We start from the raw sequence: 26,458 nt of genomic DNA, 5'->3' as shown, positions 1-26,458 counted from the left end.
GGTCTGCGCGATTTTTAAAATCAGAAATTCACGCGGCGGGGTTACCCCCGAAGAATTAATACAGACGAGTGCGGCGTGCGTTTTCGCGAGCCAGTTTCTTCGCGTGACGTTTCACAGCAGAAGCTTTAGCGCGCTTACGTTCGGTAGTCGGTTTTTCATAGAACTCACGACGACGAACTTCAGCCAGAACGCCCGCTTTTTCGCAAGAGCGTTTGAAACGACGCAGAGCAACGTCAAATGGCTCGTTTTCACGTACTTTAATTACAGGCATGTGCCTCTCACCTCAATAAAATTCGGTTTGCTGCTGGCCAAGCGCCAGCAATTTCAAAATGGTGCGGAATTTTACTTCAACGGATGCTGCTTTGTAAAGCACCACAGCAAATTGAAACCTGCGGCCACCCTGGTAAAACATGCGCAATTTTGCATCGGGCGCTGATTATAGACTAATCAGAAAAAAATGCTCGTTTTTAATCAAATCGGCATTTGTGGCTGTAATCATCAACATAGCCCAATAATGGTGACAAGCGTGCGCCACGCTGGCGGTAAACCGGCTCGATTGTGCTAAACTGGCGGCCGCACGTGAATGATGGGAAATGTAATGCGAGTACTGGGCATAGAAACCTCCTGCGATGAAACCGGAATTGCAGTGTATGACGATCAGGCCGGTTTATTAGCCAACCAATTGTACAGCCAGGTGAAGCTGCATGCCGACTACGGCGGCGTGGTACCGGAGCTGGCCTCCCGCGATCACGTGCGCAAAACCGTGCCGTTGATTCAGGCGGCATTGAAGGAAGCGAACCTGACCGCAGCGGATATCGACGGCGTTGCCTACACCGCCGGGCCGGGCCTGGTGGGCGCGCTGCTGGTCGGGGCGACCATTGGCCGCGCACTGGCGTTTGCCTGGAATGTGCCGGCGGTGCCGGTGCATCATATGGAAGGCCACCTGCTGGCGCCGATGCTGGAAGATAACCCGCCGGCGTTCCCGTTTGTCGCGCTGCTGGTGTCTGGCGGGCATACGCAGCTGATCAGCGTGACCGGTATCGGCGAATATGAACTGCTGGGCGAATCGGTCGACGATGCGGCCGGTGAGGCTTTCGATAAAACCGCCAAGCTGCTTGGGCTGGACTACCCCGGTGGGCCGATGCTGTCGAAGATGGCGCAACAGGGTACGGCGGGGCGTTTTACCTTCCCGCGTCCGATGACTGACCGCCCAGGGCTGGATTTCAGCTTCTCCGGGCTGAAGACCTTTGCCGCCAATACCATTCGCTCCAACGGCAATGACGATCAGACGCGTGCTGACATTGCCCGGGCGTTTGAAGATGCGGTGGTGGATACGCTGGCGATCAAATGCAAACGCGCGCTGGAACAAACCGGCTTTAAACGTCTGGTGATGGCCGGTGGCGTCAGCGCCAACCGTACGCTGCGAACCAAGCTGGCAGAAATGATGCATAAGCGCGGCGGTGAAGTGTTTTACGCCCGACCGGAGTTCTGTACCGATAATGGCGCGATGATCGCCTACGCAGGCATGGTGCGGCTGAAAAGCGGTGCTAATCCGGAACTGAGCGTTTCGGTACGGCCGCGCTGGCCGTTGGCTGAGCTGCCTGCCGTCTAATTGGCCCGGACAGTGCCATAGCCAGACAAAAGGCTCCCTCGTGGGAGCCTTTTCAGTTTTCAGTCAGGCAATACGCCAACCTTTGGTCCGCTGCCGCTGAGTCAGGAAGTGTGCGTAGCGTCCCCCCAGGGCTTCAAGCTGGGCGTGGGTGCCGCGTTCAGCAATTTCGCCGTCTTGCAGCACCAGGATTTGATCGGCCATCGCTACCGTCGACAGCTGGTGCGCAATGACAATCAACGTCTTTTTGCCACGCAGCCGTGCAAGGGTGTCGGCGATGATCGCTTGATTCTCGGGATCCAGTGCCGCAGTCGCTTCATCAACCAGCAGAACAGGGGCGTCTTTAATCAGCGCACGGGCGATAGAAATACGCTGGCGCTCGCCGCCGGAAAGCCGAGCGCCGCCTTCCCCAACCGGGGTATCCAGCCCCTGGGGCAGCCGTTCGATGATTTCCGCCGCCCCGGCCTGTTCGATGGCCATCAACACTTCCTCATCGCTGGCCGTCGGCTTACCCAGACGGATGTTTTCGCCAATGCTGCCCTGGAACAGATAGGTATTTTGGAAAATCTGGCTGATCTGATCCGTCAATTGTTCGTTAGGGATCTGGCGTACGTCGGCTCCGCCAATCATCACTGCCCCGCCCGTGACGTCAAAGAAACGCGCAATCAAACGAACCAAACTGGTTTTACCCGAGCCGGATGCGCCAACCAGTGCGGTCATTGTGCCGGGTTCAACCTTAAAGCTGACCCCGCGCAGTACGGCAGCCTGTTCTGGCGAATAGCTGAACGAAACATCGCGCAACTCCAGCGAAGCGTCGTTCGGCTGCTGAGCCTGCTGTGGTTCCGGCAAGGGGGTAATGGCTAAAATTTCGCTGACGGCATTTAACTGGCCACGAGCGTTTCTCAGGGCTTCGCCATAGCTGGCAACGTCCAGCAACGGGTCGATAAAGCGGCTAACCAGCATCAGGGCGATCACCGTTCCCACCGCGTTACCGATAGCCGGCAGGCTCCCCTGGGTGTGACTCAGTAGCGTTGCCCCGGTGACCAACAGGGTGGCAAACACCAGTTGCACTACCCAGGAGTTGAACACCACAGAGGCGGTGGAGATATAAATAAGCCGCTTGCCTGACTGATACTGCCGATCGATGGCCTGTTCGAGGAAACGGGTCCCGCTGCCTTCACCGTTGAAGGCGCGCAGTACTGACTGTGCCTGCGCAAACTCCACCATACGTTGGCTGGTGTGGGCGGATGCCTGATGGAAGGCTTCGTCAGCCTGAGTACCGAGCCGGGCCGAGAGCAGGAAAATACCGGCAATCAGGGGCAGGGCCGCCAGCGCCAGCAGCCCCATTTGCCACTGCAAGGTGCAAAGCGCTATCACCAGTACCAGCGGCGTGACAACACCGCTGACAATTGGTGTAAAAAGGTGCGCCGGGAGTTGCGCCACATCCATCATCCCCTGAGAAACCACATGGCTGAGTCGCGCCGTATTATCAGGAGTGAACCAGCCGATAGGCAAGGTAGCCACATGGTCGCCAATGCGTTGACGGGCCGTCAGTAACAGCGATGAGCCTACGTTCATGCCGGCAAAATCGACGCGTCTGCGCAACAGCCAGCTCAAAAGTACGCCGGCGAAAAGCGCCATCAGCCAACCGGCCGCCGTGTAGACTTCACCTTGCAGCAGGTTGCCGACAACAGGTACCAAGGTGGTGACCGTCAGGCCGCAACACACACCGTAAAGCGCGGCCATGCCGATATAACGACGGAATATGGGAGCATCGTTGCCGAGCAACTGCATAAATGTTTTTAACATGGTTGATCCGCCTGTTTCGTCATGTTTTCGTAACCCCCCGCAGCCCAGAGACGAGCATAACGGCCTTGGCCGGCCAACAACTCGGCATGGTTGCCTTGTTCGCGGATCGTGCCGTCCTCAAGCACAACGATATGGTCGGCGTGCATGATGGTGTCTAACCTGTGGGCAATCACCAGCAACGTGCGATTTTTGGCAAAGTTGGAAAGGGCTTCCTGAATCAGGTATTCGTTCTCCGCGTCAGCGGCGGCGGTGGCTTCATCCAGCACCAAAATCGGTGGGTTCAACAACACGGCGCGCGCGATGCTTACGCGCTGCTGTTCACCCCCGGAGAGTTTTGCATCCTCTCCGACTACCGAGTCGTAACCTCGTGGCAAGCTCAGGATATGATCGTGAATATTGGCTGCCATGGCAGCGGCTTCGATTTCCTGCATGCTGGCATTGGGGCGACCCAACGCAATGTTTTCTCGCAGGCTGGCGTGGATCAGCTTCACTTCCTGCAGCACGAAACCAATGTGTTGATAAAGCAGGGTAGAGCTCAATTCGCGCAGATCGACACCGCCGAGCGTAATGCGTCCTTGGGTCGGGTCGAAGAAACGTAACAGCAAGCGCGCCAGGGTGGATTTACCCGCGCCGGATGGGCCGACGATGGCGGTTACGCTGCCGGGTTTCAGGCTGAGGTTGATGTCTGCCAGCACGTGACCGTCACTATTGTAGGAATAGCCCGTTTGCTCGAAACGGATCTCCGCATCTTGCAGCACGGGTTGCCTCTCTGGCTGCGTGAGGATTGGCGTATCCAGCAGCGATTGTATGCGTTCCGCCGCCCCTGTGGCATTACGCAGGCCGTGGGTAATAAAGCCCATTAACAGCAGCGGGGCGGAAATACCCGGCGCGACCAGGGCGAACGGCAAGACGTTAAGCGGTTCAAGCCAGCCCAGTGCTACAAACAAGGTACCGAAAACCAACACCACACCCAATACGGTCACCGGAGCAACGATGGCATTCGCCAGCGCTATGGTCTTGATCACCGGGCTCATGGTACGGGTGAATACCTGAGTAAAGGAGGCGATCGCTTTACGGTAGCTGCTGTGCGCTTTGCCGCCGCCGCTGAAGGTTTTGATCACCGGGATGCCGTTAACGAATTCGGCCACGGCATTATTGATACGGCCTAACCCCTTAACAAACTCGCCCATATGGGGCGCGCCGGCTTTTTGAGCCTTGCCGAAAATGAAGAAGAACAGGAAGAAAGGAATAATCGAGACGATCGCCATCCGCCAGTCCATGATGAACATGTAGATAACCGAGATCAGCATCGCGCCGATTGTGCGTCCCAGGGTGGTGAAAAAGTGGGCGGTGAGATCGTGCAGGGTGCCAATATCGTCCTGCATCGCCTGTTTCACTTCGCCTGAAGCACGGTCGCTAAACCACCCCAGGGGCACCTGCGCCAGGCGTCGGGCCGCCGTAATGCGCAGGCCGTGGGTAATGCGGTTATCGGCCAGGTGTGCGAGCACTTCGGCCAGGGTGACAATGATTAAGCCGACAAACAGGCTGACCAGGCAGACGACGACGCTGTCGCCAATCCCACCCGCCGCCAGAAACGGAGTAGCGGCTCCTGTTTGTTCCTGATGACCCAAAACAATGACGGCAATATGGGCAATGCCCGCCAACGGCACCAGCGTGAATATTGTGCCGATAGCTGCCAGTACCCCGGCGACAATAAGGCTCCCACGTATAGGCCGCAGCAGTCGCCCGATAGGACCAGGCTTACCGGCCCCCGTTTGATGACTACTCATAATAACTCCCCTGAGGAATATAAATAAGGTTTCTTGGCCAAGATTGACCAAGAAATAAAATGGCGAAAATTAAACGCCATCGCTAAGGCACGACAAATAGCTCAATGTAATTTGAAAAGAATAATTCTGTAATCGAGTGTTATTACCAATGTAGCGTTAACGTGGTGAGGATTTGCCGTTCTGCACCCCATGAACAGGTATTATTGGTAAAGCAAGAGGAAACATAGTGTTTATCAAAAAGATTGTTTACGTTTAAAGCAATTTCTGCGTTTTCCAGTCCGGGAATATTGTCCAGTTGATATTTTATGGCGGTGTCAAAAACCGTATAGCTCGGGACTTTGAAATTATTGCCGTCGTCACCTGGGGTGCTGGACACATAACGTGCGCCGCCGCCGAGGCTCAGCCCATTTAACCAGCCTTGATTAAAGGTGTAATCGGTCCACAAATTAGCCATATGTTTAGGCACCATGGCGGGAGTATGGCCATTATTACCGGAGTTATCGCGGAACTCAGCATTAGTATAGGTATAGCTTGCGATTAAATTAAGGTTATAGGTGAGTGCGGCCTTGCCTTCAATTTCAATGCCGCGAGAGCGAATTTTACCCTCTTGCACATTGTAATAAGGGTTAAGGGCATCCCGGCGCAAATTATTGTCTTTGGTCAGTTGGAATGCGGCGATAGAAGCAGAAACCGGTGCGTTATCAGGGATGAATTTAATTCCGGCTTCATATTGCTTCCCACGGGAAGGCTTGAAAGCCTGGCCTGATAAACTGTTGCCGCTATTGGGTTCAAATGATTCGCTATAGCTCACGTAAGGTGCGATGCCGTTATTGAAGACATAATTAACGCCGCCACGCCAGGTGAATTCATTATCCGTGATGCTGGATGAGGATCCTGCGCCGGTTATATTACTGCTTTCGTGGGTTTTTACGACGCTGTGGTCAAAGCGGCCGCCCAGCGTGAATACCCAGTTCTGCCATTCGGCCTGATCCTGCAGATAAGTGCCTAACTGGTGGTTTTTGTTAATCGTATGGGTGTCGCCAAAATAAAGCACATCATGGTTACCATACTGCGGGTTTACCAGATTGAGCGGCGCGGCAGAGCCCATCTTGTTTTGCAGATCGTTACGCAGCTGCGAATAGTCGATCCCCATCAACAGGGTGTGGCGCCAACTGCCGGCGTTCAGTTTCCCTTCCAGCCGGGTATCGGTGGTTAACCCATTCAATCTCTCGTCGCTGACTATCGCTGCGCGGGACAATGTGGTGCCATACTGCTGAGGAGCAACCCCCATGCAGGTCATTGGGTTGCAAAGGCCGTTGCCATAGATGCTGCGCCAGTTGACCTTGGTATGCTGATAGCGGACGGCCTGATGGAAGGACCAGGTATCGTTGAAGGCATGATCGAGCTGATAGCCCACCATACGCTGCTGGCGTTCGAAACGGTTAAAGCTGGGCTCGCCCTCGTTAAACGAAGGGGAGAATTTGCCGAATTCACCGGAAGTTAAAGTTCCTTCACTCGGTAGCCAGCCGTAATAACCGGTGCGTGGCTCGTTTTGCAAAGACAGCTGGAATAACAGTGATGTTTTTTCTGAAGGTTGCCAAAGCAAAGAAGGCGCAATGGCATAGCGTTTTTCCCGCTCCCCTTTTTGCTGGCTATGCGCTTCGTAATAATTACCGGTTAAGCGGTAAGCCAAGGCTTCTTCATCATCAAGAGCGTCGCTGAAATCGAATTGGGTTTTCCATTCATGATGATTGCCGGCCTGCAGTTGTAATTCATGTAATGGCTGTTTTTGTGGACGCTTGCTGACGCTGGAAATAACACCGCCGGGATTGCTTTTGCCATACAGCACCGAGGCCGGACCACGCAAAACTTCTACCCGCTGTAAAAAATACGGATCCACTTTGCTGTCGGCATACATATCCCCCTGTAATTTCAAACCGTCCAAATAGATATTCTGGCTGACATTATTGAAACCACGGATCATGACGCTATCAAATATGCTCGAACTGCCGCTATTGCCTGTAACTACACCCGGCGTGTAGTTGAGCGCATTTTTAATGGTGGCGGGGCGTTTGGTTTGTAATTCTTCTTCCGTAATAACGGAAATAGACTGGGGAGTTTTGATTAATGGCGTGCTGGTTTTGGTTGCCGTAACGCTTTGTTTTGCGGCATAGGTCCCATTGGACCCTATGGCTTCTTCTGCCGTATTTCCCTCGTCGTAAACGGTAATGACACTTTCGTTTTCTCCCGCGGCATAAGCCAATGAACTGGTACATATTCCTGCCAGCAGCATAAAAAGGTTAGGCTGTTTTATTATCAGGCGCCGAATAGTCTTCATAGGCATGTTATTGATGATCCATCTTAGGGAATGACAATATTTAATTGTCGCTAATGATAATCATTAGCGATGGGGTGATTTGGCAATTCATGCGATTTTGAACGAGAGGTATTATTGCCGCAGAAACGTCACCCAGGCGGGAGAACGCAATATATTCACAACGATAGAGTGATAACTCAAAAAACCGGGCACCGTGGGGAACAGAACCCGGGCTAATTCGGGGCAGGCTGACCTGCCTCAGGCGTTATGAATCACTCTTCTTTTTTGGTTTCCTGCTCAACCGTTTCAGGCTTTTTCTTGCGGAATTTGCCCCAAATTTTGCCTTCCTGGCCACGCCAAAGGCGCTGAATGTTGTCGTGGTGCCGCATCAGGATCAGGCATGACAGCATGGCTACCGGGAAGGTGAACTGCGGTTTGAACCACCAAACGTAGAAGGGGGCAATCAGCGCGCTGACAATCGCGCCCAGCGAAGAGTAACCGCTGAGCAACACGGTCAGCAACCAGGTGCCGGTCATCAGACCGGTCAGATCCCAGCCTATCGGCGCTATGGCGCCAAATGCCGTTGCCACGCCCTTGCCGCCGCGGAAATGGAAGAACACCGGATAGATGTGCCCGACGCAGGCGGCAATCGCCGTCAGCCCCAGGTACAGCGGCGGGACATTAAGCTTGTATGCCAGCCACACCGGCAGCATTCCTTTGAGAATATCGAAAACCAGCACCGCCGCCGCCGCCAGGCGACCGCCGATGCGCAGGACGTTGGTAGCCCCTGGATTCCCTGAGCCATGTTCACGCGGATCGGGCAGCCTGGCGATCCGACAAACCAGGATCGCACTGGAAATCGAGCCACACAGATACGCGAAGATAATCATGCCAAGCGCGGTAGCACTCATAACGCGGTTCCGTTTAATAAGGGTCGTTTTACTCGCAACATAAAGGGATAATACGCATATTCCGCTGGAAGTGGTATCCGGCAAGGCCAAAAACAGAGAATGACGTGATGGATATCGTATTTATAGAAGAACTTACCGTAATCACCACCATTGGCGTTTATGACTGGGAACAAAACATTCGCCAGAAGCTGGTGTTCGATATCGAAATGGGTTGGGACAACCGCCAGGCGGCTGCCAGCGACGATGTGAACGACTGTCTTAGCTATGCCGATATCAGTGAAGCCATCATCCAGCACGTAGAGCCGAACCGCTTTGCGCTGGTGGAGCGGGTGGCAGAGGAAATATCTGAAATATTGCTCCAGCGCTTCAATTCCCCCTGGGTCCGTATTAAGGTCAGCAAACCGGGCGCCGTTGCACATGCCAGCCGGGTTGGGGTGATTATTGAGCGTGGTACCCGTCCGGTGTGATGTTCTGTCATACAGGTGCAACTAAAGACCGTTAACCTGGTCTGAACCTGAGAATTGTTTTAGCGGCAATGTATTGAACACTGCCGCTTTTTTATGTTTATAGCCGTAAATTTATAGGGTGATCGAAGCACATGGCGGACATGCATTCACTGTTTATTGCGTTTGTTCTTGGGGTGGTTGAAGGGTTAACTGAATTTTTGCCGGTGTCTTCTACCGGGCATATGATCATTGTAGGCGAGTGGCTGGGGTTCACCGGCGATAAGGCCAAAACCTTTGAGGTGATCATTCAACTGGGGTCGATTCTGGCAGTTGTGGTGATGTTCTGGCGCCGCCTGTTCGGGCTGATCGGCATTCATTTCGGCGGCAAGCCGGTTGAACACGAAGGCAAAACGGCAGGCCGGTTGAAACTGGGCCACATCCTGCTGGCGATGATCCCCGCGGTGGTGCTGGGGCTGTTGTTCCATGATTTCATCAAATCGCTGTTCGCACCGAAAAACGTGATGTATGCGTTGGTGGTCGGCGGTTTCCTGTTGCTGGCGGCAGAATGGCTGAAGCCGAAAAAACCGAGCGCGGAAGGGCTGGATGACATCACCTACCGCCAGGCGTTTATGATTGGTTGCTTCCAGTGTCTGGCGCTGTGGCCGGGCTTTTCCCGTTCAGGTTCGACCATTGCCGGCGGTATGCTGGTGGGCGTGAACCGTTATGCGGCCTCCGAGTTCTCCTTCATTCTGGCGGTGCCGATGATGATCGGTGCCAGCGGCCTGGACTTGTACAAGAGCCTGCACTTCCTGACGATGAGCGATGTACCGATGTTCGCCGTCGGTTTTGCTACCGCCTTCGTTGTGGCGCTGATCGCGATCAAGACCTTCCTGTCGCTGATCAAACGCATCTCGTTTGTGCCGTTCGCTATCTACCGCTTTATCGTTGCCGCCGTGGTTTACATGGTCTTCATGTAAGCGGCACAGCAATGAAAAACCCCGCGCTGCGGGGTTTTTTTATGCCTGTTGGTTCACACTATCCTGGGTTTGTTTCCAGTCGGCCAACGCCTGCTGGCGGCGGCGTTTGAGCTCATCGCGGATCGCCAGCCCTTGCAGGCCGCTGGCCACCACCTCTTTTACCGAGACGGCATTCGCCACCTGAAACGCCTGGCGCAGATAGTCACCCTGCGGGTAGGGATTGTTTTCAAATCCGGTACGGCCGCGAGCATCGGCTTCGCTGGTGAGGATCATCTGTTCCAACCGCTGAGGCTTGCGCCACACATCGACCGCATCAAACAGTTTCAGCAGGGTCTCCGGGCGCAGTTTGTTCACGGTGTGGATCAGATCGTGATACTCGGCTACCAGTTTGGCCAGGTCGCGCACCGGGTTGGGCACGCGCAACCGCTGACACAAGGCGTCGACCAACACGACCCCTGCCGGCCCGTGGCCGTGGTGGTGAGGCCACAGCTCTTTTGGCGTCTGCCCTTTACCCAGATCATGGCACAGCGCCGAGAAGCGAACGTCGACCTCGGGGCTGAGTTGGGCGGCGATAGCCAGCGTCATCAGCGTGTGAATGCCGGTGTCGATCTCCGGATGCCATTTGGCGGGGGCCGGTACGCCGAACAAAGCGTCGATCTCCGGGAACAGCACGTTTAGCGCCTCGCAGTCGCGCAGCACCTGGAAATAGACCTGCGGGCTTTGGCTCTGCAGCGCCTTCTCGGTTTCTTTCCAGACCCGTTCTGGGGTCAGCGCCGCCAGTTCGCCGCTGTTCGCCATCTGGCGCATCAACTCCGCGGTTTCCGGGGCGACGGTAAAACCCAGATGGGCGAAGCGGGCGGCAAAGCGCGCCACGCGCAGCACGCGCAACGGATCTTCACCAAAAGCTTCAGATACGTGGCGCAACACCCGCGCTTGCAGGTCTGCCACGCCGTTGAAAGGGTCGATTAACTCCCCGTCGGCGCTGCGGGCGATGGCGTTAATGGTCAGATCCCGGCGCTGCAGATCCTGTTCCAACGTCACGTCCGGCGCGGCGTAGCAAGTAAAGCCGGTGTAGCCCTGGCCGGATTTCCGCTCGGTGCGCGCCAGCGCATATTCTTCATGGGTCTTGGGGTTAAGAAACACCGGGAAGTCTTTACCGACCTGTTGATATCCCAGCGCGATCAGTTCTGACGGCGCGGCGCCCACCACCACCCAGTCGCGGTCGAATACCGGTATCTCAAGCAGGCTGTCGCGGACGGCGCCGCCGACCAGGTAAGTCTTCACTGTTAACTCCTGAATTTACTTTAAGGCTCTGCTGACCAGATTACCTCAATTAGCCGGGCGGTGCCGCAGCCAATAAAAAGGGCGCCCCGCAGGCGCCCGATCTCAAACAGAAGGAGACTGAAATCAGTTCATCCAGCGGTTGTTGCTTTTGCGACGTGGGATCAGGTGTGGCAACAGCAAGCCAAGCAGCAGGCCTACGCCGGCTACGCCACCGCCGTACATGAACCACTGCAGAATAATGGTGCGCTGCTTGTCGTCGAGCTGCAGATTAACCGCGTTAACCTTTTTCTGTGCGACCACCAGCTGATTTTTCAGATCCTGGTTTTCCTGCTGCAGACCGCTGATGGTGCTGTCGCTGCCGGCCACTTTCTGCTGCATTTCTGCCGTGCGCTGGTTCCAGCTGCTGTCGATGTTGGCCAGCTTGTCGGTCAGGGTTTTTACCTGTTGCTCCAGCGCCGGCACTTGGGTGCGCAGGCTTGGGGTCTGGCTCAGCTGATTGAGCGGGATCCAGGTAGTACGGCCTTTCGCATCGCGGATCTGGCCATAGCTGGTGCTGTCATTTACGCTCAACAGGGTGACTTCTTCACCGGCGTTCAGGGTACCGACGATACGGTACTGATTACCCGGGCCGCTATGGACGTAAGTATTCAATTCATCGGAGATATAGCGCTTATCTTCGGCATGGGCGCCCCAAGTGATGCTGAAGCTCAGCACGGCAAGGCAAATTAGGCGTAATTTCTGCATTAGTTCATCGTTTCTGTGTGAATTTATGGGAACGATAGTAGAGCGTTCAGTCTGACGACGCAACGCAAAAACCGGAATGAGAACTATCTTACTGTGGCAGATTCTGTGAGTTGCGCAGTGTTTTATAACGTAACAGGTTTTTTCTGCAGTTAGCAGGGTTAAGGCGCAGGGAATCGCGGTAAGATAACGGCAACTGTGCGTCATTGGGCAGAGCGCGGCAGGCGAGGCCCGCCGCCGTGAAGGCTGACGCGAATGCGTAACTTATTGGTGTAAAAGACTTATGACCGTTGAAATAGAACTGAAATTTATTGCTACCCCGGATGCGGTTGCCGCTTTGCCGCAGCAGTTGGCTGCCTGGCCTCATCAGCATTCCGCGCCGCAAAAACTGACCAATATCTACTTCGAAACCGCCGATAATTTCCTGCGCAGTCAGGATATGGGGCTGCGTATCCGCGGCTTCGACGACAGTTATGAAATGACCATCAAAACCGCCGGTAAGGTGGTGGCGGGATTGCATCAGCGCCCGGAATATAATGTGGCTATCACCACGCCGGAACTGGCGTTGGAACGGTTCCCGACGGATATCTGGCCGCAAGGCTGTGATGTTGCAGCGCTGCAGCTGGCGTTGCAACCCCTGTTCCGCACCGACTTCGTGCGTGAGAAGTGGGTGGTTACTTACGGTAAGAGCGAGATTGAGGTTGGGCTTGACCAGGGCGAGGTCAGCGCCGGTGAGCTGAGTGAAGCGCTGTGCGAGATTGAACTGGAGCTTAAAACGGGCAATACCGACGATCTGCTGGCGTTGGCCAACGAATTGGCGAAGCACGGCGGCCTGCGCCAGGGCAACCTGAGCAAGGCGGCGCGCGGCTATCATCTGGCGCAGGGCAATGCTCCGCGTGAGCGCCGCCCGCTGACGGTATTGAAGCCTGCGGCCAAATCCAGCGTAGAGCAGGGTATGGTTGCCAGCTTCGAACTGGGCCTGAGCCACTGGCAGTATCACGAAGAGCTGTGGCTGCGCGGTGATACCCAGGCCCGTCGCTCGGTGATGGAGGCGATTGCGCTGATCCGTCAGGCACTGGTGATCTTCGGTGGGTTGGTACCCCGCAAGGCCAGCGCCGATCTGCGCGCCCGCCTGACCGCACTGGAGCCGCTGTTGATTGACAAGAGCACTCAGCCGCAGGTGCTGTGCTACAGCGCAGAATACCTGCAGTGTAAGTTAGCGCTCACATCATGGTTGGTGACCGGTGCCTGGAAACCCTTTATCGACGCCAAGGCGCAAACCAAGCTCGACGGTTCATTCAAACGTTTCAGCGACATTATGCTGGGGCGCAGCGCGGCTGAGTTGAAAGAGGCCTTCACGCGCACCTTGAACGAGGATGAATACGAGGAACAGCTGCCGCGCCTGACCCGTCAAGTGTCGGCATTTATCCTGCTGTCCGGCGCTTATCCCGACGACGAAACCGGTCCTTATATCGAAAGCTGGCGCGAACTGCAGCAGGCGCTGGCCGAACGTCGTCAAGGCTGGTACGAATCCAGCCGCAAGCAGGCCTTATCGCATGCGCCATTCTGGTTAAACGGCGCGCTCCGCTAATAAAGCTGGCCTGCGAGGCGCAGGCCGCAGAACGGATCCTTCACTATGTTGCCACTCTCGAGCAGGTTACAGGTTCAGGCACAGAGCATCGTGCAGCGTTTTCAGGAAACTCAGGGCGCGGACTGCGCGCTCAGCAGCCAGGAACAGCAGGTTTTGGCATCGAGCGATTTTGTCTGTGACATGTTGCTCAGCCAGCCGCAATGGCTGCAGACGTTGCGCAAACAGCCGCCGGTCGCGGACGAGTGGCAACATTACGCCGCCTGGCTGCAAGACACGCTGGAAGATGTGCGCGACGAAGCGCAACTGATGCGCGCGTTGCGTCTGTTCCGTCGCGAGACGCTGGTGAGGATCGCCTGGGCGCAGGCGCAGAACCTGTGCAGCACGCAAGAGACGCTGTTGCAGCTGAGCGGGCTGGCGGAAACGCTGATCGTCAGCGCTCGCGACTGGCTGTATCAAACCTGCTGCCGTGAGTGGGGCACCCCGTGCAACGCCCAGGGCGTACCCCAGCCGTTGCTGATCCTCGGCATGGGGAAACTGGGCGGCGGCGAGCTGAACTTCTCGTCCGATATCGACCTGATTTTTGCCTACCCGGAAAACGGTCAGACTCAGGGAGGCCGGCGCGAGTTGGATAACGCGCAGTTCTTTACGCGCCTGGGGCAGCGGCTGATCAAGGCGCTGGATCAGCAAACCATCGACGGCTTTGTCTACCGCGTGGATATGCGGCTGCGGCCCTTCGGCGACAGTGGCCCGCTGGTCATGAGCTTCGCCGCCCTGGAAGACTATTATCAGGAGCAGGGGCGAGACTGGGAGCGTTACGCGATGGTGAAAGCGCGGTTGATGGGCGGTGCGGAAGACGCCTACAGTGAAGAGTTGCGCAAGACCCTACGGCCGTTCGTTTTTCGCCGCTATATCGATTTCAGTGTGATCCAGTCGCTGCGCAATATGAAAGGCATGATTGCCCGTGAAGTGCGGCGGCGTGGGCTGAAAGACAACATCAAGCTGGGTGCCGGCGGTATCCGCGAAATTGAATTTATCACCCAGGTATTCCAATTGATCCGCGGCGGGCGAGAGCCGGCGCTGCAGGGGCGATCGCTGCTGCCCACGCTGCAGGCGGTCGGGGAACTGGGGTTGCTGGAGCCGCAACAGGTACAGGCGATGAGCGCCAGTTACTTGTTCCTGCGCCGGCTGGAAAACCTGCTGCAGGCGATTGCCGATCAGCAAACCCAAACCCTGCCGCAAGATGAACTCGACCAGGCCCGTCTGGCCTGGGGCATGGGGTTCGATGACTGGTCGACGCTGCTGGCCGCGTTGGATAACCATATGCAGGCGGTCAGAGCGGTATTTGACGACCTGATTGGCGACGATAGCCCCGATGTGGGCGAAGATCCCGATTATCAGCACTACCACAGCCTGTGGCAGGACGCACTGGAAGAACATGAACTGGCGCCGTTGACGCCACACCTGGATGAAGAAGCGCGCAGGCAAATGTTGCGTACCATCGCCGAGTTTCGTCACGACGTCGACAAACGCACCATCGGCCCGCGCGGTCGCGATGTGCTTGATCAACTGATGCCGCGTCTGCTGGCGGAAGTCTGTCCGCGTCAGGATGCGCCAACTGCGCTGCTGCGGTTGACTCAACTGCTGTTGAGCATCGTGACGCGCACCACCTACCTTGAGCTGCTGGTGGAATACCATGCGGCGCTCAGCCATCTGATTCGCCTGTGCGCCGCTTCGCCGATGGTCGCCAACCAGCTGTCGCGCTATCCGCTGCTGTTGGACGAACTGCTGGATCCGGCGACGCTGTATCAGCCTGTGGCGCCGGATGCTTACCGCAGCGAACTGCGCCAGTACCTGTTGCGGGTACCGGAAGACGACGAAGAACAGAAGCTTGAGGCGCTGCGTCAGTTTAAACAGGCCCAGCAGTTGCGTATCGCCGCCGGGGATATTTCCGGCGCGCTGCCGGTGATGAAAGTAAGCGATCACCTCACCTATCTGGCGGAAGCCATTATCGATGCGGTGGTGCAGCAAGCGTGGAACGACATGGTGGCGCGCTATGGCCAGCCGACCCATTTGCAGGAGCGGGAAGGGCGCGGTTTTGCCGTGATTGGCTACGGAAAACTGGGCGGTTGGGAGCTGGGTTACAGCTCCGATCTTGATCTGGTGTTTATCCTGGACTGTCCGCCGGACGTGATGACCGACGGCGATCGCTGCATCGACGGCCGTCAGTTTTATCTGCGTTTGGCGCAGCGCGTTATGCACCTGTTCAGTACCCGCACCTCCTCCGGCATTTTGTACGAGGTGGACGCTCGTCTGCGGCCTTCGGGCGCGGCAGGCATGTTGGTCAGCACGGTTGAAGCCTTTGCCGATTATCAGCAGAACGAGGCCTGGACCTGGGAGCATCAGGCACTGGTGCGGGCGCGTATCGTACATGGCGATCCGGCGCTGCATCAGCAGTTTGACGTGATCCGCCGTGAGATTTTGTGCAAACCCCGCGACGGCGAAACGCTGCAGCTGGAGGTACGCGAGATGCGCGAGAAAATGCGTAATCACCTCGGCAACAAGCAGCGTGAACTCTTTGATATCAAAGCCGACGAAGGCGGGATCACCGATATCGAATTTATTGCCCAGTATCTGGTCTTAGGCTATGCAAGCACCGAGCCCCGTCTGACGCGTTGGTCGGATAACGTGCGCATTTTCGAGCTGATGGCCAATTACGGTATCATGCCGGAAGAAGAGGCGCAGGCGCTCACTCAGGCCTACGTCACCATGCGCGATGAAATTCACCACCTGGCGTTGCAGGAGCATTCCGGCAAGGTCGCCAAGGAGCAGTTCGCCGCCGAGCGTGAGCAAGTCCGCACCAGTTGGGCGAAGTGGCTGGGCTAGGCAGGCCGGTTGCGCAATACGTTTTGCAGCTATTACAGACGTCTGTGGTAATATCTGCGCCACTAAAATTTTGTACTTTTTTGGAGTTATCGGATGAAAGTTACACTGCCTGATTTTCGCCGCGCCGGGGTATTGGTGGTGGGTGACGTCATGTTGGATCGCTATTGGTATGGGCCGACCAGCCGTATTTCACCGGAAGCGCCGGTGCCGGTGGTCAAGGTTGAAACCATTGAAGAGCGTCCTGGCGGTGCGGCAAACGTAGCGATGAACATCGCGTCACTGGGCGCCAACTCTCGCCTGGTGGGCTTGACCGGTATTGATGACGCGGCGCGTGCGCTAAGCGCCAAGCTGAATGAAGTGAACGTACGCTGTGATTTTGTTTCGGTACCGACACATCCGACCATCACCAAGCTGCGCGTGCTGTCGCGCAATCAGCAGCTGATCCGTCTCGATTTCGAAGAAGGTTTCTCCAACGTCGATTCGCAGCCCATGCTGGAACGCATCCAGCAGGCATTGCCGCAAATTGGTGCGCTGGTGCTGTCTGACTACGCCAAAGGCGCGCTGAGCCAGGTGCAGAGCATGATCCAACTGGCGCGGGCCGCCAAGGTGCCGGTGCTGATCGATCCAAAGGGCTCCGATTTTGAGCGTTATCGTGGCGCGACGCTGCTGACGCCAAACCTGTCCGAATTCGAAGCTGTGGTAGGCCACTGCAAGGACGAAGCCGAACTGGTCGAACGCGGCATGAAGCTGGTGGCGGACTTTGAGCTTTCCGCGCTGCTGGTCACCCGTTCCGAGCACGGCATGACGCTGCTGCAACCGGGCTTACCGCCGCTGCACCTGCCTACCCTGGCGCAGGAAGTGTTCGACGTTACCGGTGCCGGCGATACCGTTATTGGCGTGCTGGCCGCCGCTTTGGCTGCCGGCAACACGCTGGAAGAGTCCTGTTTCCTGGCCAATGCCGCTGCCGGCGTGGTGGTGGGCAAGCTGGGGACCTCGACCGTTTCTCCGATCGAACTGGAAAACGCGGTGCGTGGCCGTGCCGAAACCGGCTTTGGCGTCATGAGCGAAGCCCAGTTGAAAAACGCCGTAGCGCAAGCACGTCAGCGTGGTGAAAAAGTGGTGATGACCAACGGCATCTTCGACATTCTGCATGCCGGTCACGTTTCCTATCTGGCGAATGCCCGCAAACTGGGCGATCGCCTGATTGTGGCGGTCAACAGCGACGCTTCAACCAAGCGCCTGAAAGGCGAGACCCGTCCGGTCAACGCGCTGGAAAACCGCATGATCGTACTGGGTGCGTTGGAGGCGGTGGATTGGGTCGTGGCATTCGAAGAAGACACGCCGCAACGCCTGATCGCCGATATCCTGCCGGATCTGCTGGTGAAAGGCGGCGACTATAAGCCGGAAGAGATTGCCGGCAGCGCCGAGGTATGGGCCAACGGCGGCGACGTCAAGGTGCTGAACTTTGAAGACGGCCTGTCGACCACCAATATTATCAAGGCAATCAAAGACGGGCGTGGCTAACAGACTCTTTTTAGCCTAAATAATTCGAGTTGCATCAAGGCGGCAATCGAGCAACTCCCGATGAGCTTACATGAGTCAGCGATCCGGGTGAGCAAGAGCCGCGAACGCGGATGCAACTTGAAGTATGGCGGATAAAACGGCGGTGGCAGTGAGTGGACTGAAGCAGGAACTGAGTTTGGCGCAGGGCGTTGGGCTATTGTCCACTTCATTGCTGGGAACGGGGGTGTTCGCTGTTCCTGCACTGGCGGCCCAGGTGGCTCAGGGCGACAGCCTATGGGCCTGGCCGGTATTGATTGCGCTGGTGTTTCCGATTGCCATCGCTTTTGCGGCTTTGGGTCGGCATTTCCCCAGCGCCGGTGGCGCCGCGCATTTTGTCGGTCTGGCTTTTGGCCCGCGGATGGCGAAAGTGACCGGCTGGCTGTTTTTGTCGGTGATCCCGGTGGGCCTGCCTGCGGCGTTACAGATTGCCGCAGGTTTTTGGCAGGCCGCGTTCGGCTGGAGCGCCAATGGCCTGCTGCTGGTGCAAATAGCCACGCTGATGGTGATTTGGCTGCTGGGCACGCGCAGCGCCGGTTCCAGCGCCAATATTCAAACGCTGATCGCCATGCTGGTGGTGGCGCTGGTCGCCGCAATTTGGTGGCGTGGCGGCATCTCTCCTGCTCAAATCCCATGGCCAGCACTCGACGAAGTATCTCCCCCTAATTTGTTCCACGCGCTGGCGGTGATGTTCTGGTGCTTTGTCGGTTTGGAAGCCTTTGCGCATCTGGCAACCGAGTTTCGTAACCCGGAGCGCGACTTCCCACGTGCCCTGCTGTTTGGCCTGCTGGTCGCCGGGGCGGTGTACTGGGGTTGTACCGTGGCGGTATTGCACTTTCACGCGTACGGTGAACATCAGGCGGCGGCTGCGTCATTGCCGGGCATCGTGGTGCAATTGTTTGGGCAACATGCGTTGTGGGTAGCCTGCGTCATTGGTTACCTGGCCTGCTTTGCCAGCGTGAATATCTATACCCAAAGCTTCGCCCGGCTGGTGTGGTCGCAGGCGCAGGATCGGCCAGCCAGCGCGTTGGCTAAGCTGTCCGCCGGACAGGCACCGGTCAATGCATTAAGCGCGGTGGTGGGCTGTTGCCTGTTGTTCACCCTGTTGATTTATACGCTGAGACTGCCGCTGGATATGCTGTTGGTGTATGCCAATGGCATCTTTGTGCTGATCTACCTGCTGTGTATGCTGGCGGGCTGTCGAATTTTGCACGGACGTTCGCGGCTAATGGCGGCGGTAGGGCTGGTGCTGTGTTTGCTGCTGATGGTCATTATCGGCTGGAAAAGCCTGTATGCACTGGGGATGTTCGCGTTGATTTGGCTGGTGTTGCCGCGCAGGCCGAAGGCGGCGCTAAAACGGCAGTAAGGGCGCGATGCCGCGCCCTTAGCGATAACTATTCTGCGTCTGGCTGTTGCGAAGCGGGTGTGGTGTTCAGCTTGCTTTCCAACTCGTTCATGCGCTGTTCCAGCAACGCCAGCTTTTCACGGGTGCGCAGCAGCACCTGTGTCTGTACGTCGAACTCTTCGCGGTTGACCAAATCCAAACGGGTTAGCTGCGACTGCAGCACCTGACGGATTTTCTTCTCAACGTCTTCCCCGAATTCACGTACGCCTTTAGGCATGGATTCATGCACCTGGCGTGCGATCTGTTCAATTTTTTTCGGGTCAATCATGGCGTATCCCTTTCAGAGTTTAATAGCTGTCGCCTAGTGTAATGCGAGTTGCCCGCCGGATAAACTAATAACCGCATTCCCTGTGATTGGTCGAATTGTGCTTTTGCCAATTGCCCTGATTAATCATTAGCGCTATAGTCGAAACGCTTATTCTCAGGGCGGGGTGCAAGTCCCCACCGGCGGTAAATCACCTTTTACGGTGAAAGCCCGCGAGCGCTCAGCCAGTCTCTTGCAGTTTGGTTAGAGGTCAGCAGATCCGGTGTAATTCCGGGGCCGACGGTTATAGTCCGGATGGGAGAGAGTAACGGTATCTGCCGGGTTTGCGCCCGCTTGCGTTATTTTTTTAGCTATTGCTAGCTACTCCTCAAGATCGCCCTGGTTCTGGTAATCCATAATTTTTTAATGAGGTTTTTTACCATGAATCAGACCCTACTTTCAGATTTCGGCACGCCGGTAGAACGCGTAGAGCGAGCTATTGAAGCATTGCGCAATGGCCGCGGTGTAATGGTGCTCGATGATGAAAATCGTGAAAACGAAGGTGATATGATCTTCGCCGCAGAAACCATGACCGTTGAGCAGATGGCGCTGACCATTCGCCATGGCAGCGGTATTGTGTGTCTGTGTCTCACCGAAGAACGTCGTCAGCAGCTTGAACTGCCGATGATGGTGACCAACAACTCCAGCCAGTTCCAGACGGCCTTCACCGTGACTATCGAAGCGGCGCAGGGCGTGACCACCGGCGTTTCCGCTTCCGATCGCCTGACCACTATCCGTGCGGCCGTGGCCGATAACGCCAAGCCAAGCGATTTGAACCGTCCTGGGCACGTGTTCCCGCTGCGTGCGCAGCCGGGTGGCGTGCTGAGCCGTCGTGGCCACACTGAAGCGACTATCGATCTGGTCTCTATGGCCGGTTTCAAACCTGCCGGTGTACTGTGTGAACTGACTAACGACGATGGCAGCATGGCGCATGCGGCGGAAGTGATCGTGTTTGCCAAGCAGCATGATATGACCGTATTGACCATCGAAGATCTGGTGGCTTACCGCCAGGCTCACGAAAAGAAAGCCAGCTGATAACGGACTGACTTTCTGACGATAAAAAAGCCGCGTAATGCGGCTTTTTTTGTGGCGGAAAATCGTTAACCTATGCCGCCGCTTTGCAACAGCGTCAGGCTGAATCCCATCACCGCCATCCCACACAGCACGCCGTAGCTCGGGTTATTGTGCGGATCGATTTCTTTGGCCAACGGCATCAGTTCATCAACCGACAGCGCCACCATGATGCCGGCAACCGCCGCCATAATCGACGCCATCACCACCGGCGAAATCATCGGGCCAAGCAGCAGGAACGCCAACACGCCGCCGAGAATCTCTGCCATGCCGGAAATACCGGACCACAGCAGGGCTTTGGTCTTGGAACCGGTTGCGGCATACACCGGCCCGGCCACCGCCAGACCTTCAGGAATATTGTGGATAGCCACGGCCAACGCTATCCCCATGCCCAGTTCCAGATCGGCGCTGGCGGTGACGAAGGTGGCGATACCTTCCGGGAAGTTGTGCAGGCTGATGCCCAGCGTCAGCAGCACGGCGGTGCGCTTCAGGTTGTGCGGCTTGAGCGGCTGCTGCATCAGGTCCTGCGGGTGCTGGTGCGGCAGCATGCGGTCCAGCGCGAAATAGCCCAGCAGCCCAAGCATGAACATGCCGTAACCCAGCATGGGCGACATGCCGACGGTGTGCAGCGCCGCGGGCAGCATTTCCATCAGCGATATCAGCAACATAATCCCGGCGGCAAACCCGAGAGCAAAAGCCAGCATTCGGTTGGAAGGCTTCTGGCCAATAATGCCGAACAGGGCGCCGACAAAGGTGGCACCGCCGGCCAGCAAGGTCAGGAGCAGAGGTACGGACATGGTCGTCTCCTTGTATGCTGAAATTATCGTTTATTTTCTGATACTAACAGAGTAAAGGCATAAATCGAGTGGATTTGGCTGATTGTTTCTATCGTTTTAACCGTTCAAATTTATTGAAGATCATCATCACGGTTATCCGGCTGTGTCGCCGTGGCAAACGGCGTAGTCTAGTCCCCATCATGTTTGCGACTGACCAAGGATCTTGTATGAACAGCTCTCGTATGCCTGCACTTTTTCTCGGCCACGGTAGTCCGATGAACGCGCTGGAAGAAAACCGCTATACCCAGGCCTGGCGTCATCTGGGTGAAACGCTGCCGCGCCCGAAGGCCATCATTGCCGTTTCCGCTCACTGGTACACTCGTGGCACCGCAGTGACCGCGATGGAAAACCCAAAAACCATTCATGACTTTGGCGGCTTCCCGCAGGCGCTGTTCGATACCCGGTATCCGGCACCCGGCTCCCCTGAGCTGGCGGCGCAGATCCAGCAAGTGTTGGCGCCGATCGCCGTCACGGCAGACGACAGTGAATGGGGCTTGGATCACGGCACCTGGGGCGTGTTGATTAAAATGTATCCCGAGGCGGATATTCCCATCGTGCAGCTCAGCATCGACGGAACCAAACCGGCGGAATACCATTATGAACTGGGCCGTAAACTGGCGGTGCTGCGTGACCAGGGGGTGATGATCGTCGCCAGCGGCAACGTGGTGCATAACCTGCGGATGGTGAAATGGCAGGGTGACGCTACCCCTTATCCGTGGGCAACGTCGTTTGATCGGTTTGTGCGTGATAACCTGAATTATCAGGGGGATAACCACCCGCTGGTCAATTTTATGCAGCATGAAGGCGCGGCGCTGTCTAACCCTACGCCGGAACACTACCTGCCGCTGTTATACGTACTGGGCAGTTGGGACGGCAAAGAGGCGATAACTCTGCCGGTGGAGGGTATCGAGATGAGCGCACTGAGTATGCTGTCGGTACAGGTCGGTTAAAGGTACTACGCCGGCATCAGGCCGGCGTAGATTGATCGGCAAAGCCGCAGGATTGACGGATCACCAACGAAGGCGGCAGGATGATGCGTTTTGGCGGTTCATCATTGCCCTGAATACGGCTATACAGCAGTTCCCCCGCTTTGCGGCCGATCTCGCGTGAGGCCACCGATACGGTGGTCAAACCCGGCTGCACCAACGACGCTTCGGTAATATCATCAAACCCTATCAGCGCGAAATCACGGCCAATCTGGCGGTCGAGTTTGCGTAATGTCTGCATCACGCCCAACGCGACAATGTCCTGATAGCATAACGCCGCCGTGATTTCCGGATGGGCCATCAACAGCTGTTCCGCGGCCTTGGCGCCGGAGCTTTGGCTGGCTTCGCTGTCCACGATCCATTCTCCCTTGACCATAATGCCCCGTTCCAGCAGTTTGCTGGTGTAACCCCCCAATCGCTGCGCGCGGGTGGTGGAGTTGATGGATCCCCCGATGAAAGCGATATTGCGGTGGCCGAGATCCAACAGATGCTGGGTTGCCAACTGCGTGCCGAGGAAGTTATCGGTGCCGACAAAGTCAAAGTGCGCATCGGCTACCGGCCTGACCACCATGATGGCCGGGATCTTGCGGCGTTTCAGCGTTTCAAAAAACAGGCTCGGCGTCTGACGTGCGGCGCACAGCACCATGCCGCTGGCACTGTTTTGCAGCAGCGAGTCGACAAATTTTTGTTGCCTGTCGGCTGATTCTTCGCTGTTGGCCAGAAACAGCATCAGTTGATGGCGTTCCATCTCCTGGCTTAGCCCGGCGGTCATCTCGGCATAAAAGGGGTTGGTGATGTCGTGCAGCAACAGGCCGACCTGATTGCTGCTGCGATTGCGCAGGTTTGCCGCGGTCTGATTGTAAACGTAGCCCAGATGATCGATGGCGCTCAGCACACGCTTGCGTGTTTCATCCGAAATACGGCCACGGTTGCGCAAGACCATCGAAACCGTGGCGGTGGAGACTTTTGCGTATGCGGCGACATCCGCCAAGGTTATGGTGCTCATTTCATCTCCTGTCGATACTGGCTCTTGCACTAAGGTATATCGATTAACCTTTTTCTGCGCAATTCCGTTAAATAGAGTGTGACGGCGATCGCGATTTATAAGCTTTTTAGCAGATTATTATCAGTTATATGAGGTTAATCTCGTTAATCAGCCTGTTTGTTATGAGGTTAATCGATTAATCTTTTTCTATCTATTCAGTGCATAGGCAGAAGGATATGACAGAGCAACAGCGCAACGCAACAAGCTATGACAAACACCCGGAAGTGGCGGTTCAGGGGTTTGATCATGCCGCCTGGCAAGGTTGGCCGGCGGTGGTCGAGGCTGTCAGCCGCAAGGTTGCCGCCCTCGGATTACGCAAAACCCTGTTAGTGGTGGATTGCTACCCTGGGGTGAATTTGGCAGAGCTGAGCGAGAATTTTATCCATCCGCTGCAGCCAGCCAGCAGTATTAACTCCGAGTTTGCCAAATATGATGAATCGCATATTCACGCGATGATTGAGCGCAACTTAACCGATGATCGTGTTTTTGGCGTGCTGTCATGCCATCAACTGCCTGAGTTTTTTGATGATGAGCGTGTGCAGCAACTGCGCGATCAAATTGCGAGCGTCGAAAGTGGTCTGGTCGTGATTTATGGGCCCGGCGCGGCGTTGATCACCGAGGGCGATGTGCTGGTGTATGCCGACATGGCTCGCTGGGAAATCCAGCAGCGTTTTCGCCGTGGCGAACTGGGCAACTGGGGCGTAACCAATGTGGACGAAGACGTGTTGCGTCGTTACAAGCGGGCCTTTTTTGTGGAATGGCGGGTGTTCGATCGCCATAAAACCCCGTTGTTGCAGCGTGCGGACCTGGTGTTGGACACCAACCAGGCAGGTAAGCCCAAGGCCGTGAGCGGTGAAGCATTCCACGCTGGTTTGCAGCAGGTCACCCAACGTCCGTTCCGCGTCGTGCCCTTTTTTGACCCCGGCATCTGGGGCGGTCAATGGATGAAACAACAGTTCGATCTCGACCCGACGGCAGCCAACTACGCGTGGTGTTTTGACTGCGTGCCCGAGGAAAACAGCCTGCTAATGCGTTTTGGTGACGTTCGGGTCGAGATCCCCTCACAAGATTTGGTGCTGTTATACCCTAGGCCCCTGCTGGGCGATCGGGTGCACGCACGCTTCGGCGCCGAATTCCCGATCCGTTTTGACCTGCTGGACACCGTCGGCGGGCAAAACCTCAGCTTCCAGGTGCACCCGCTGACGGAATACATCCAACAGCATTTCGGTATGCACTACACCCAGGATGAAAGCTATTACATTCTGGCGGCAGAGCAGGATGCCGAAGTGTATCTGGGGATGAAAAACGGCACCGATCCGCAGGCGATGATGACCGATCTGGCCGCCGCCCAAAGAGGCGAAAAGGCGTTCGACGATCGCCGTTTTGTGAACCGCTTCCCGGCGCGCAAACACGACCACTTCCTGATCCCGGCAGGAACGGTGCACTGCTCAGGTGCGGGTACCATGGTGCTGGAGATCAGCGCTACGCCGTACATTTTCACCTTCAAACTGTGGGACTGGGGCCGTGTGGGGTTAGATGGCCTGCCGCGCCCGGTGCATCTGCAGCACGGTGAGCAGGTGATCAACTGGCAATGCGACACCGACTGGGCAACGGAGCATCTGGTCAACCGGATTGAACCGGTTGCTGAAGGGCAAGGCTGGCAGGAAGAGCGAACCGGCCTGCACGAGCGCGAATTTATCGAAACCCGCCGTCACTGGTTCAGTGAACCGGTGTTGCACCATACCGAAGGACGAGTGAACGTGCTGAACCTGGTGGAAGGGGAAGAGGCCGTGGTTGAAAGCCCTGAGGGCCATTTTGCTCCCTTCGTGGTGCATTACGCGGAAACCTTCATCGTCCCGGCTGTGGTAGGGGCGTATCGCATCAGTCCTCATGGCCGCAGCCTGGGTAAAACCCTGGGCACCATCAAAGCCTGGGTAAGGGGATAAACATTATGTTGAGAGTGATTGTGACTTCTCATGGGCCGCTGGCCGAGGCGTTACTGAGCAGCGCGCACATGGTTTACGGCGAATTGCCGGGGACCAGCCATGTCGGTCTGAGTGAAGGCGCCGGTATCGAGGCTTTCAAGCAGGATTTTGCTGACGAACTGCTCCGGGTGAGCGACGGGGCCGATGGCGTGTTGGTGCTGTGCGATATGCTGTGCGGTACGCCGTACAACGTGGCCTGCCGTCACGCCTTTGATCCCAATACGCCAGTGCCGATAGCGGTGGTGACCGGCGTGAATTTCCCGATGTTGCTGATGAGTGCCGAATTGCTGGAAGGAAAGGATGTTCAACTGGCGGCACAGGAGCTGGTGGCGCAGGGCGGTGAGGCGATTGCGCTTGCCCGTCCGGCGGCAACGGCGCAAATGGACGATTTCTGAGGAGAGAGTATGGCTATTTCATTCGTACGTATCGACGACCGGGTCATTCACGGTCAATTGGTGACCCGCTGGGCGAAAGAGCTGCCCTGCGATGGCATCGTGGCGATTGATGATGAGGTCGCTGCGGATCCGTTGTTGTCATCGGTGATGAAAGGGGCAGTGCAGGACACCAAGGTATGGCTGTTCACCGTACAGCAAGCGATAGAAAAATTGCCGAAGGTGATCGCCAGCGACAAGCAGTACTTCGTGATTGGCAAATCGCCGGTCACGCTGCGCCGACTGATGGAGGCAGGGATCGATCTCAGCAATCGCAACAAGAAAATCAACGTCGGCCCGATGTCTGCCCGCAAGGACGCGGTGACTATCGGTCCGAATCAATCCGTGACTGTGACAGAGTCGGAAGCCTTCGATTTTCTGACCGAACACGGCCATGCCATCGAATTCCGTTTAGTCCCGGATGCCAGCCATTTCAGTTGGCTGGACGCAAAAAAGAAACTCAAATAAGCCTGAACG

Annotated in this window: 22 protein-coding genes and 1 riboswitch; of the genes, 12 read left to right on the top strand and 10 right to left on the bottom strand. The window is 56.5% G+C overall.

Annotated features, from left to right (window positions below):
• Positions 1-55: 55 nt before the first annotated feature.
• Positions 56-271, bottom strand: a complete 216-nt coding sequence (gene rpsU, locus LQ945_RS10200; protein WP_001144069.1) for a 30S ribosomal protein S21 — start codon at positions 269-271, stop codon at positions 56-58.
• Between the two features lie 327 nt (positions 272-598).
• Between rpsU and tsaD the strand changes: the two genes are divergently transcribed.
• Positions 599-1,612, top strand: a complete 1,014-nt coding sequence (gene tsaD / locus LQ945_RS10195; protein WP_020828723.1) for a tRNA (adenosine(37)-N6)-threonylcarbamoyltransferase complex transferase subunit TsaD — start codon at positions 599-601, stop codon at positions 1,610-1,612.
• 63 nt (positions 1,613-1,675) lie between these two features.
• On the opposite strand, the gene LQ945_RS10190 is transcribed toward tsaD, so the two are convergent.
• From LQ945_RS10190 to plsY, 4 genes are all read right to left on the bottom strand, one after another.
• The gene (locus LQ945_RS10190; protein ID WP_270102827.1) at positions 1,676-3,418 is read right to left on the bottom strand and encodes an ABC transporter ATP-binding protein; all 1,743 of its coding nucleotides are present in this window, start codon (positions 3,416-3,418) and stop codon (positions 1,676-1,678) included.
• The gene (locus LQ945_RS10185) at positions 3,412-5,208 is read right to left on the bottom strand and encodes an ABC transporter ATP-binding protein (protein ID WP_270102826.1); all 1,797 of its coding nucleotides are present in this window, start codon (positions 5,206-5,208) and stop codon (positions 3,412-3,414) included. The genes LQ945_RS10190 and LQ945_RS10185 overlap by 7 nt, the downstream gene beginning before the upstream one ends.
• 142 nt (positions 5,209-5,350) lie before the next feature.
• Entirely contained in the window at positions 5,351-7,552 is a 2,202-nt protein-coding gene (gene fhuA, locus LQ945_RS10180) for a ferrichrome porin FhuA (protein WP_270102825.1), read from the bottom strand.
• A gap of 245 nt (positions 7,553-7,797) precedes the next feature.
• On the bottom strand, positions 7,798-8,436 hold the full coding sequence (gene plsY, locus LQ945_RS10175; RefSeq protein WP_044553562.1) for a glycerol-3-phosphate 1-O-acyltransferase PlsY: 639 nt from the start codon (positions 8,434-8,436) through the stop codon (positions 7,798-7,800).
• Between the two features lie 107 nt (positions 8,437-8,543).
• Between plsY and folB the strand changes: the two genes are divergently transcribed.
• Complete coding sequence (folB, locus tag LQ945_RS10170; RefSeq protein WP_006320572.1) at positions 8,544-8,903, top strand: bifunctional dihydroneopterin aldolase/7,8-dihydroneopterin epimerase; 360 nt, start codon at positions 8,544-8,546, stop codon at positions 8,901-8,903.
• A 131-nt stretch (positions 8,904-9,034) separates the two neighbouring features.
• Positions 9,035-9,859: an undecaprenyl-diphosphate phosphatase gene (gene bacA / locus LQ945_RS10165; protein WP_269934133.1), complete on the top strand. Its 825-nt coding sequence runs from the start codon at positions 9,035-9,037 to the stop codon at positions 9,857-9,859.
• A gap of 39 nt (positions 9,860-9,898) precedes the next feature.
• Here bacA and LQ945_RS10160 read toward each other — a convergent pair whose 3' ends face one another.
• Together LQ945_RS10160 and LQ945_RS10155 are read right to left on the bottom strand one after the other, a co-directional pair.
• Positions 9,899-11,143 (bottom strand): multifunctional CCA addition/repair protein, encoded by a 1,245-nt coding sequence (locus tag LQ945_RS10160; RefSeq protein WP_269934134.1) that lies wholly within the window; start codon positions 11,141-11,143, stop codon positions 9,899-9,901.
• 123 nt (positions 11,144-11,266) lie between these two features.
• Positions 11,267-11,887, bottom strand: a complete 621-nt coding sequence (locus tag LQ945_RS10155; RefSeq protein WP_262241108.1) for a TIGR04211 family SH3 domain-containing protein — start codon at positions 11,885-11,887, stop codon at positions 11,267-11,269.
• 280 nt (positions 11,888-12,167) lie between these two features.
• Here LQ945_RS10155 and LQ945_RS10150 point away from each other — a divergent pair, with 280 nt between their 5' ends.
• The 4 genes from LQ945_RS10150 (at position 12,168) to yjeH (ending at position 19,284) form a co-directional block, all read left to right on the top strand.
• Positions 12,168-13,475, top strand: a complete 1,308-nt coding sequence (locus tag LQ945_RS10150) for an inorganic triphosphatase (protein WP_270102824.1) — start codon at positions 12,168-12,170, stop codon at positions 13,473-13,475.
• Between the two features lie 45 nt (positions 13,476-13,520).
• Positions 13,521-16,358 carry a bifunctional [glutamate--ammonia ligase]-adenylyl-L-tyrosine phosphorylase/[glutamate--ammonia-ligase] adenylyltransferase gene (glnE, locus tag LQ945_RS10145; RefSeq protein WP_270102823.1) on the top strand — a complete coding sequence of 946 codons (2,838 nt, stop codon included), beginning with the start codon at positions 13,521-13,523 and terminating at the stop codon, positions 16,356-16,358.
• A 93-nt stretch (positions 16,359-16,451) separates the two neighbouring features.
• A complete protein-coding gene (gene hldE, locus LQ945_RS10140) occupies positions 16,452-17,882 on the top strand; it encodes a bifunctional D-glycero-beta-D-manno-heptose-7-phosphate kinase/D-glycero-beta-D-manno-heptose 1-phosphate adenylyltransferase HldE (protein ID WP_270102822.1) in 1,431 nt (476 codons plus the stop codon).
• 148 nt (positions 17,883-18,030) lie between these two features.
• Entirely contained in the window at positions 18,031-19,284 is a 1,254-nt protein-coding gene (yjeH, locus tag LQ945_RS10135; protein ID WP_262241140.1) for an L-methionine/branched-chain amino acid transporter, read from the top strand.
• Between the two features lie 28 nt (positions 19,285-19,312).
• On the opposite strand, the gene ubiK is transcribed toward yjeH, so the two are convergent.
• Positions 19,313-19,591 carry a ubiquinone biosynthesis accessory factor UbiK gene (gene ubiK, locus LQ945_RS10130; RefSeq protein WP_270102821.1) on the bottom strand — a complete coding sequence of 93 codons (279 nt, stop codon included), beginning with the start codon at positions 19,589-19,591 and terminating at the stop codon, positions 19,313-19,315.
• 145 nt (positions 19,592-19,736) lie between these two features.
• A riboswitch (FMN riboswitch) is annotated at positions 19,737-19,898 on the top strand.
• Positions 19,899-20,008: 110 nt separating this feature from the next.
• Here ubiK and ribB point away from each other — a divergent pair.
• A complete protein-coding gene (ribB, locus tag LQ945_RS10125; RefSeq protein WP_269934137.1) occupies positions 20,009-20,662 on the top strand; it encodes a 3,4-dihydroxy-2-butanone-4-phosphate synthase in 654 nt (217 codons plus the stop codon).
• A gap of 65 nt (positions 20,663-20,727) precedes the next feature.
• Here the strand turns inward: ribB and zupT are convergent, their stop codons facing one another.
• Positions 20,728-21,495 (bottom strand): zinc transporter ZupT, encoded by a 768-nt coding sequence (gene zupT, locus LQ945_RS10120; RefSeq protein ID WP_044553553.1) that lies wholly within the window; start codon positions 21,493-21,495, stop codon positions 20,728-20,730.
• A 206-nt stretch (positions 21,496-21,701) separates the two neighbouring features.
• Between zupT and ygiD the strand changes: the two genes are divergently transcribed.
• Positions 21,702-22,484, top strand: coding sequence for a 4,5-DOPA dioxygenase extradiol (ygiD, locus tag LQ945_RS10115; RefSeq protein WP_044553551.1), 783 nt, complete (start codon positions 21,702-21,704; stop codon positions 22,482-22,484).
• Positions 22,485-22,500: 16 nt separating this feature from the next.
• Here the strand turns inward: ygiD and LQ945_RS10110 are convergent, their stop codons facing one another.
• Entirely contained in the window at positions 22,501-23,526 is a 1,026-nt protein-coding gene (locus tag LQ945_RS10110; protein ID WP_262241103.1) for a LacI family DNA-binding transcriptional regulator, read from the bottom strand.
• 215 nt (positions 23,527-23,741) lie between these two features.
• Between LQ945_RS10110 and LQ945_RS10105 the strand changes: the two genes are divergently transcribed.
• Genes LQ945_RS10105 through LQ945_RS10095 form a run of 3 tightly spaced genes read left to right on the top strand, consistent with a single transcriptional unit; the run spans position 23,742 to position 26,449 of the window.
• A complete protein-coding gene (locus LQ945_RS10105; RefSeq protein WP_270102820.1) occupies positions 23,742-25,511 on the top strand; it encodes a class I mannose-6-phosphate isomerase in 1,770 nt (589 codons plus the stop codon).
• 5 nt (positions 25,512-25,516) lie between these two features.
• Positions 25,517-25,945, top strand: a complete 429-nt coding sequence (locus LQ945_RS10100) for a PTS sugar transporter subunit IIA (protein ID WP_262241101.1) — start codon at positions 25,517-25,519, stop codon at positions 25,943-25,945.
• A 9-nt stretch (positions 25,946-25,954) separates the two neighbouring features.
• Complete coding sequence (locus LQ945_RS10095) at positions 25,955-26,449, top strand: PTS system mannose/fructose/N-acetylgalactosamine-transporter subunit IIB (protein ID WP_262241100.1); 495 nt, start codon at positions 25,955-25,957, stop codon at positions 26,447-26,449.
• Positions 26,450-26,458: the final 9 nt, after the last annotated feature.

It is taken from the genome of Serratia liquefaciens, from assembly GCF_027594825.1.
Taxonomy (GTDB): domain Bacteria; phylum Pseudomonadota; class Gammaproteobacteria; order Enterobacterales; family Enterobacteriaceae; genus Serratia; species Serratia liquefaciens_A.
The sequence above is the reverse complement of the archived record's forward strand: the minus strand, read 5'-3'. Positions and strand labels throughout refer to the sequence as shown.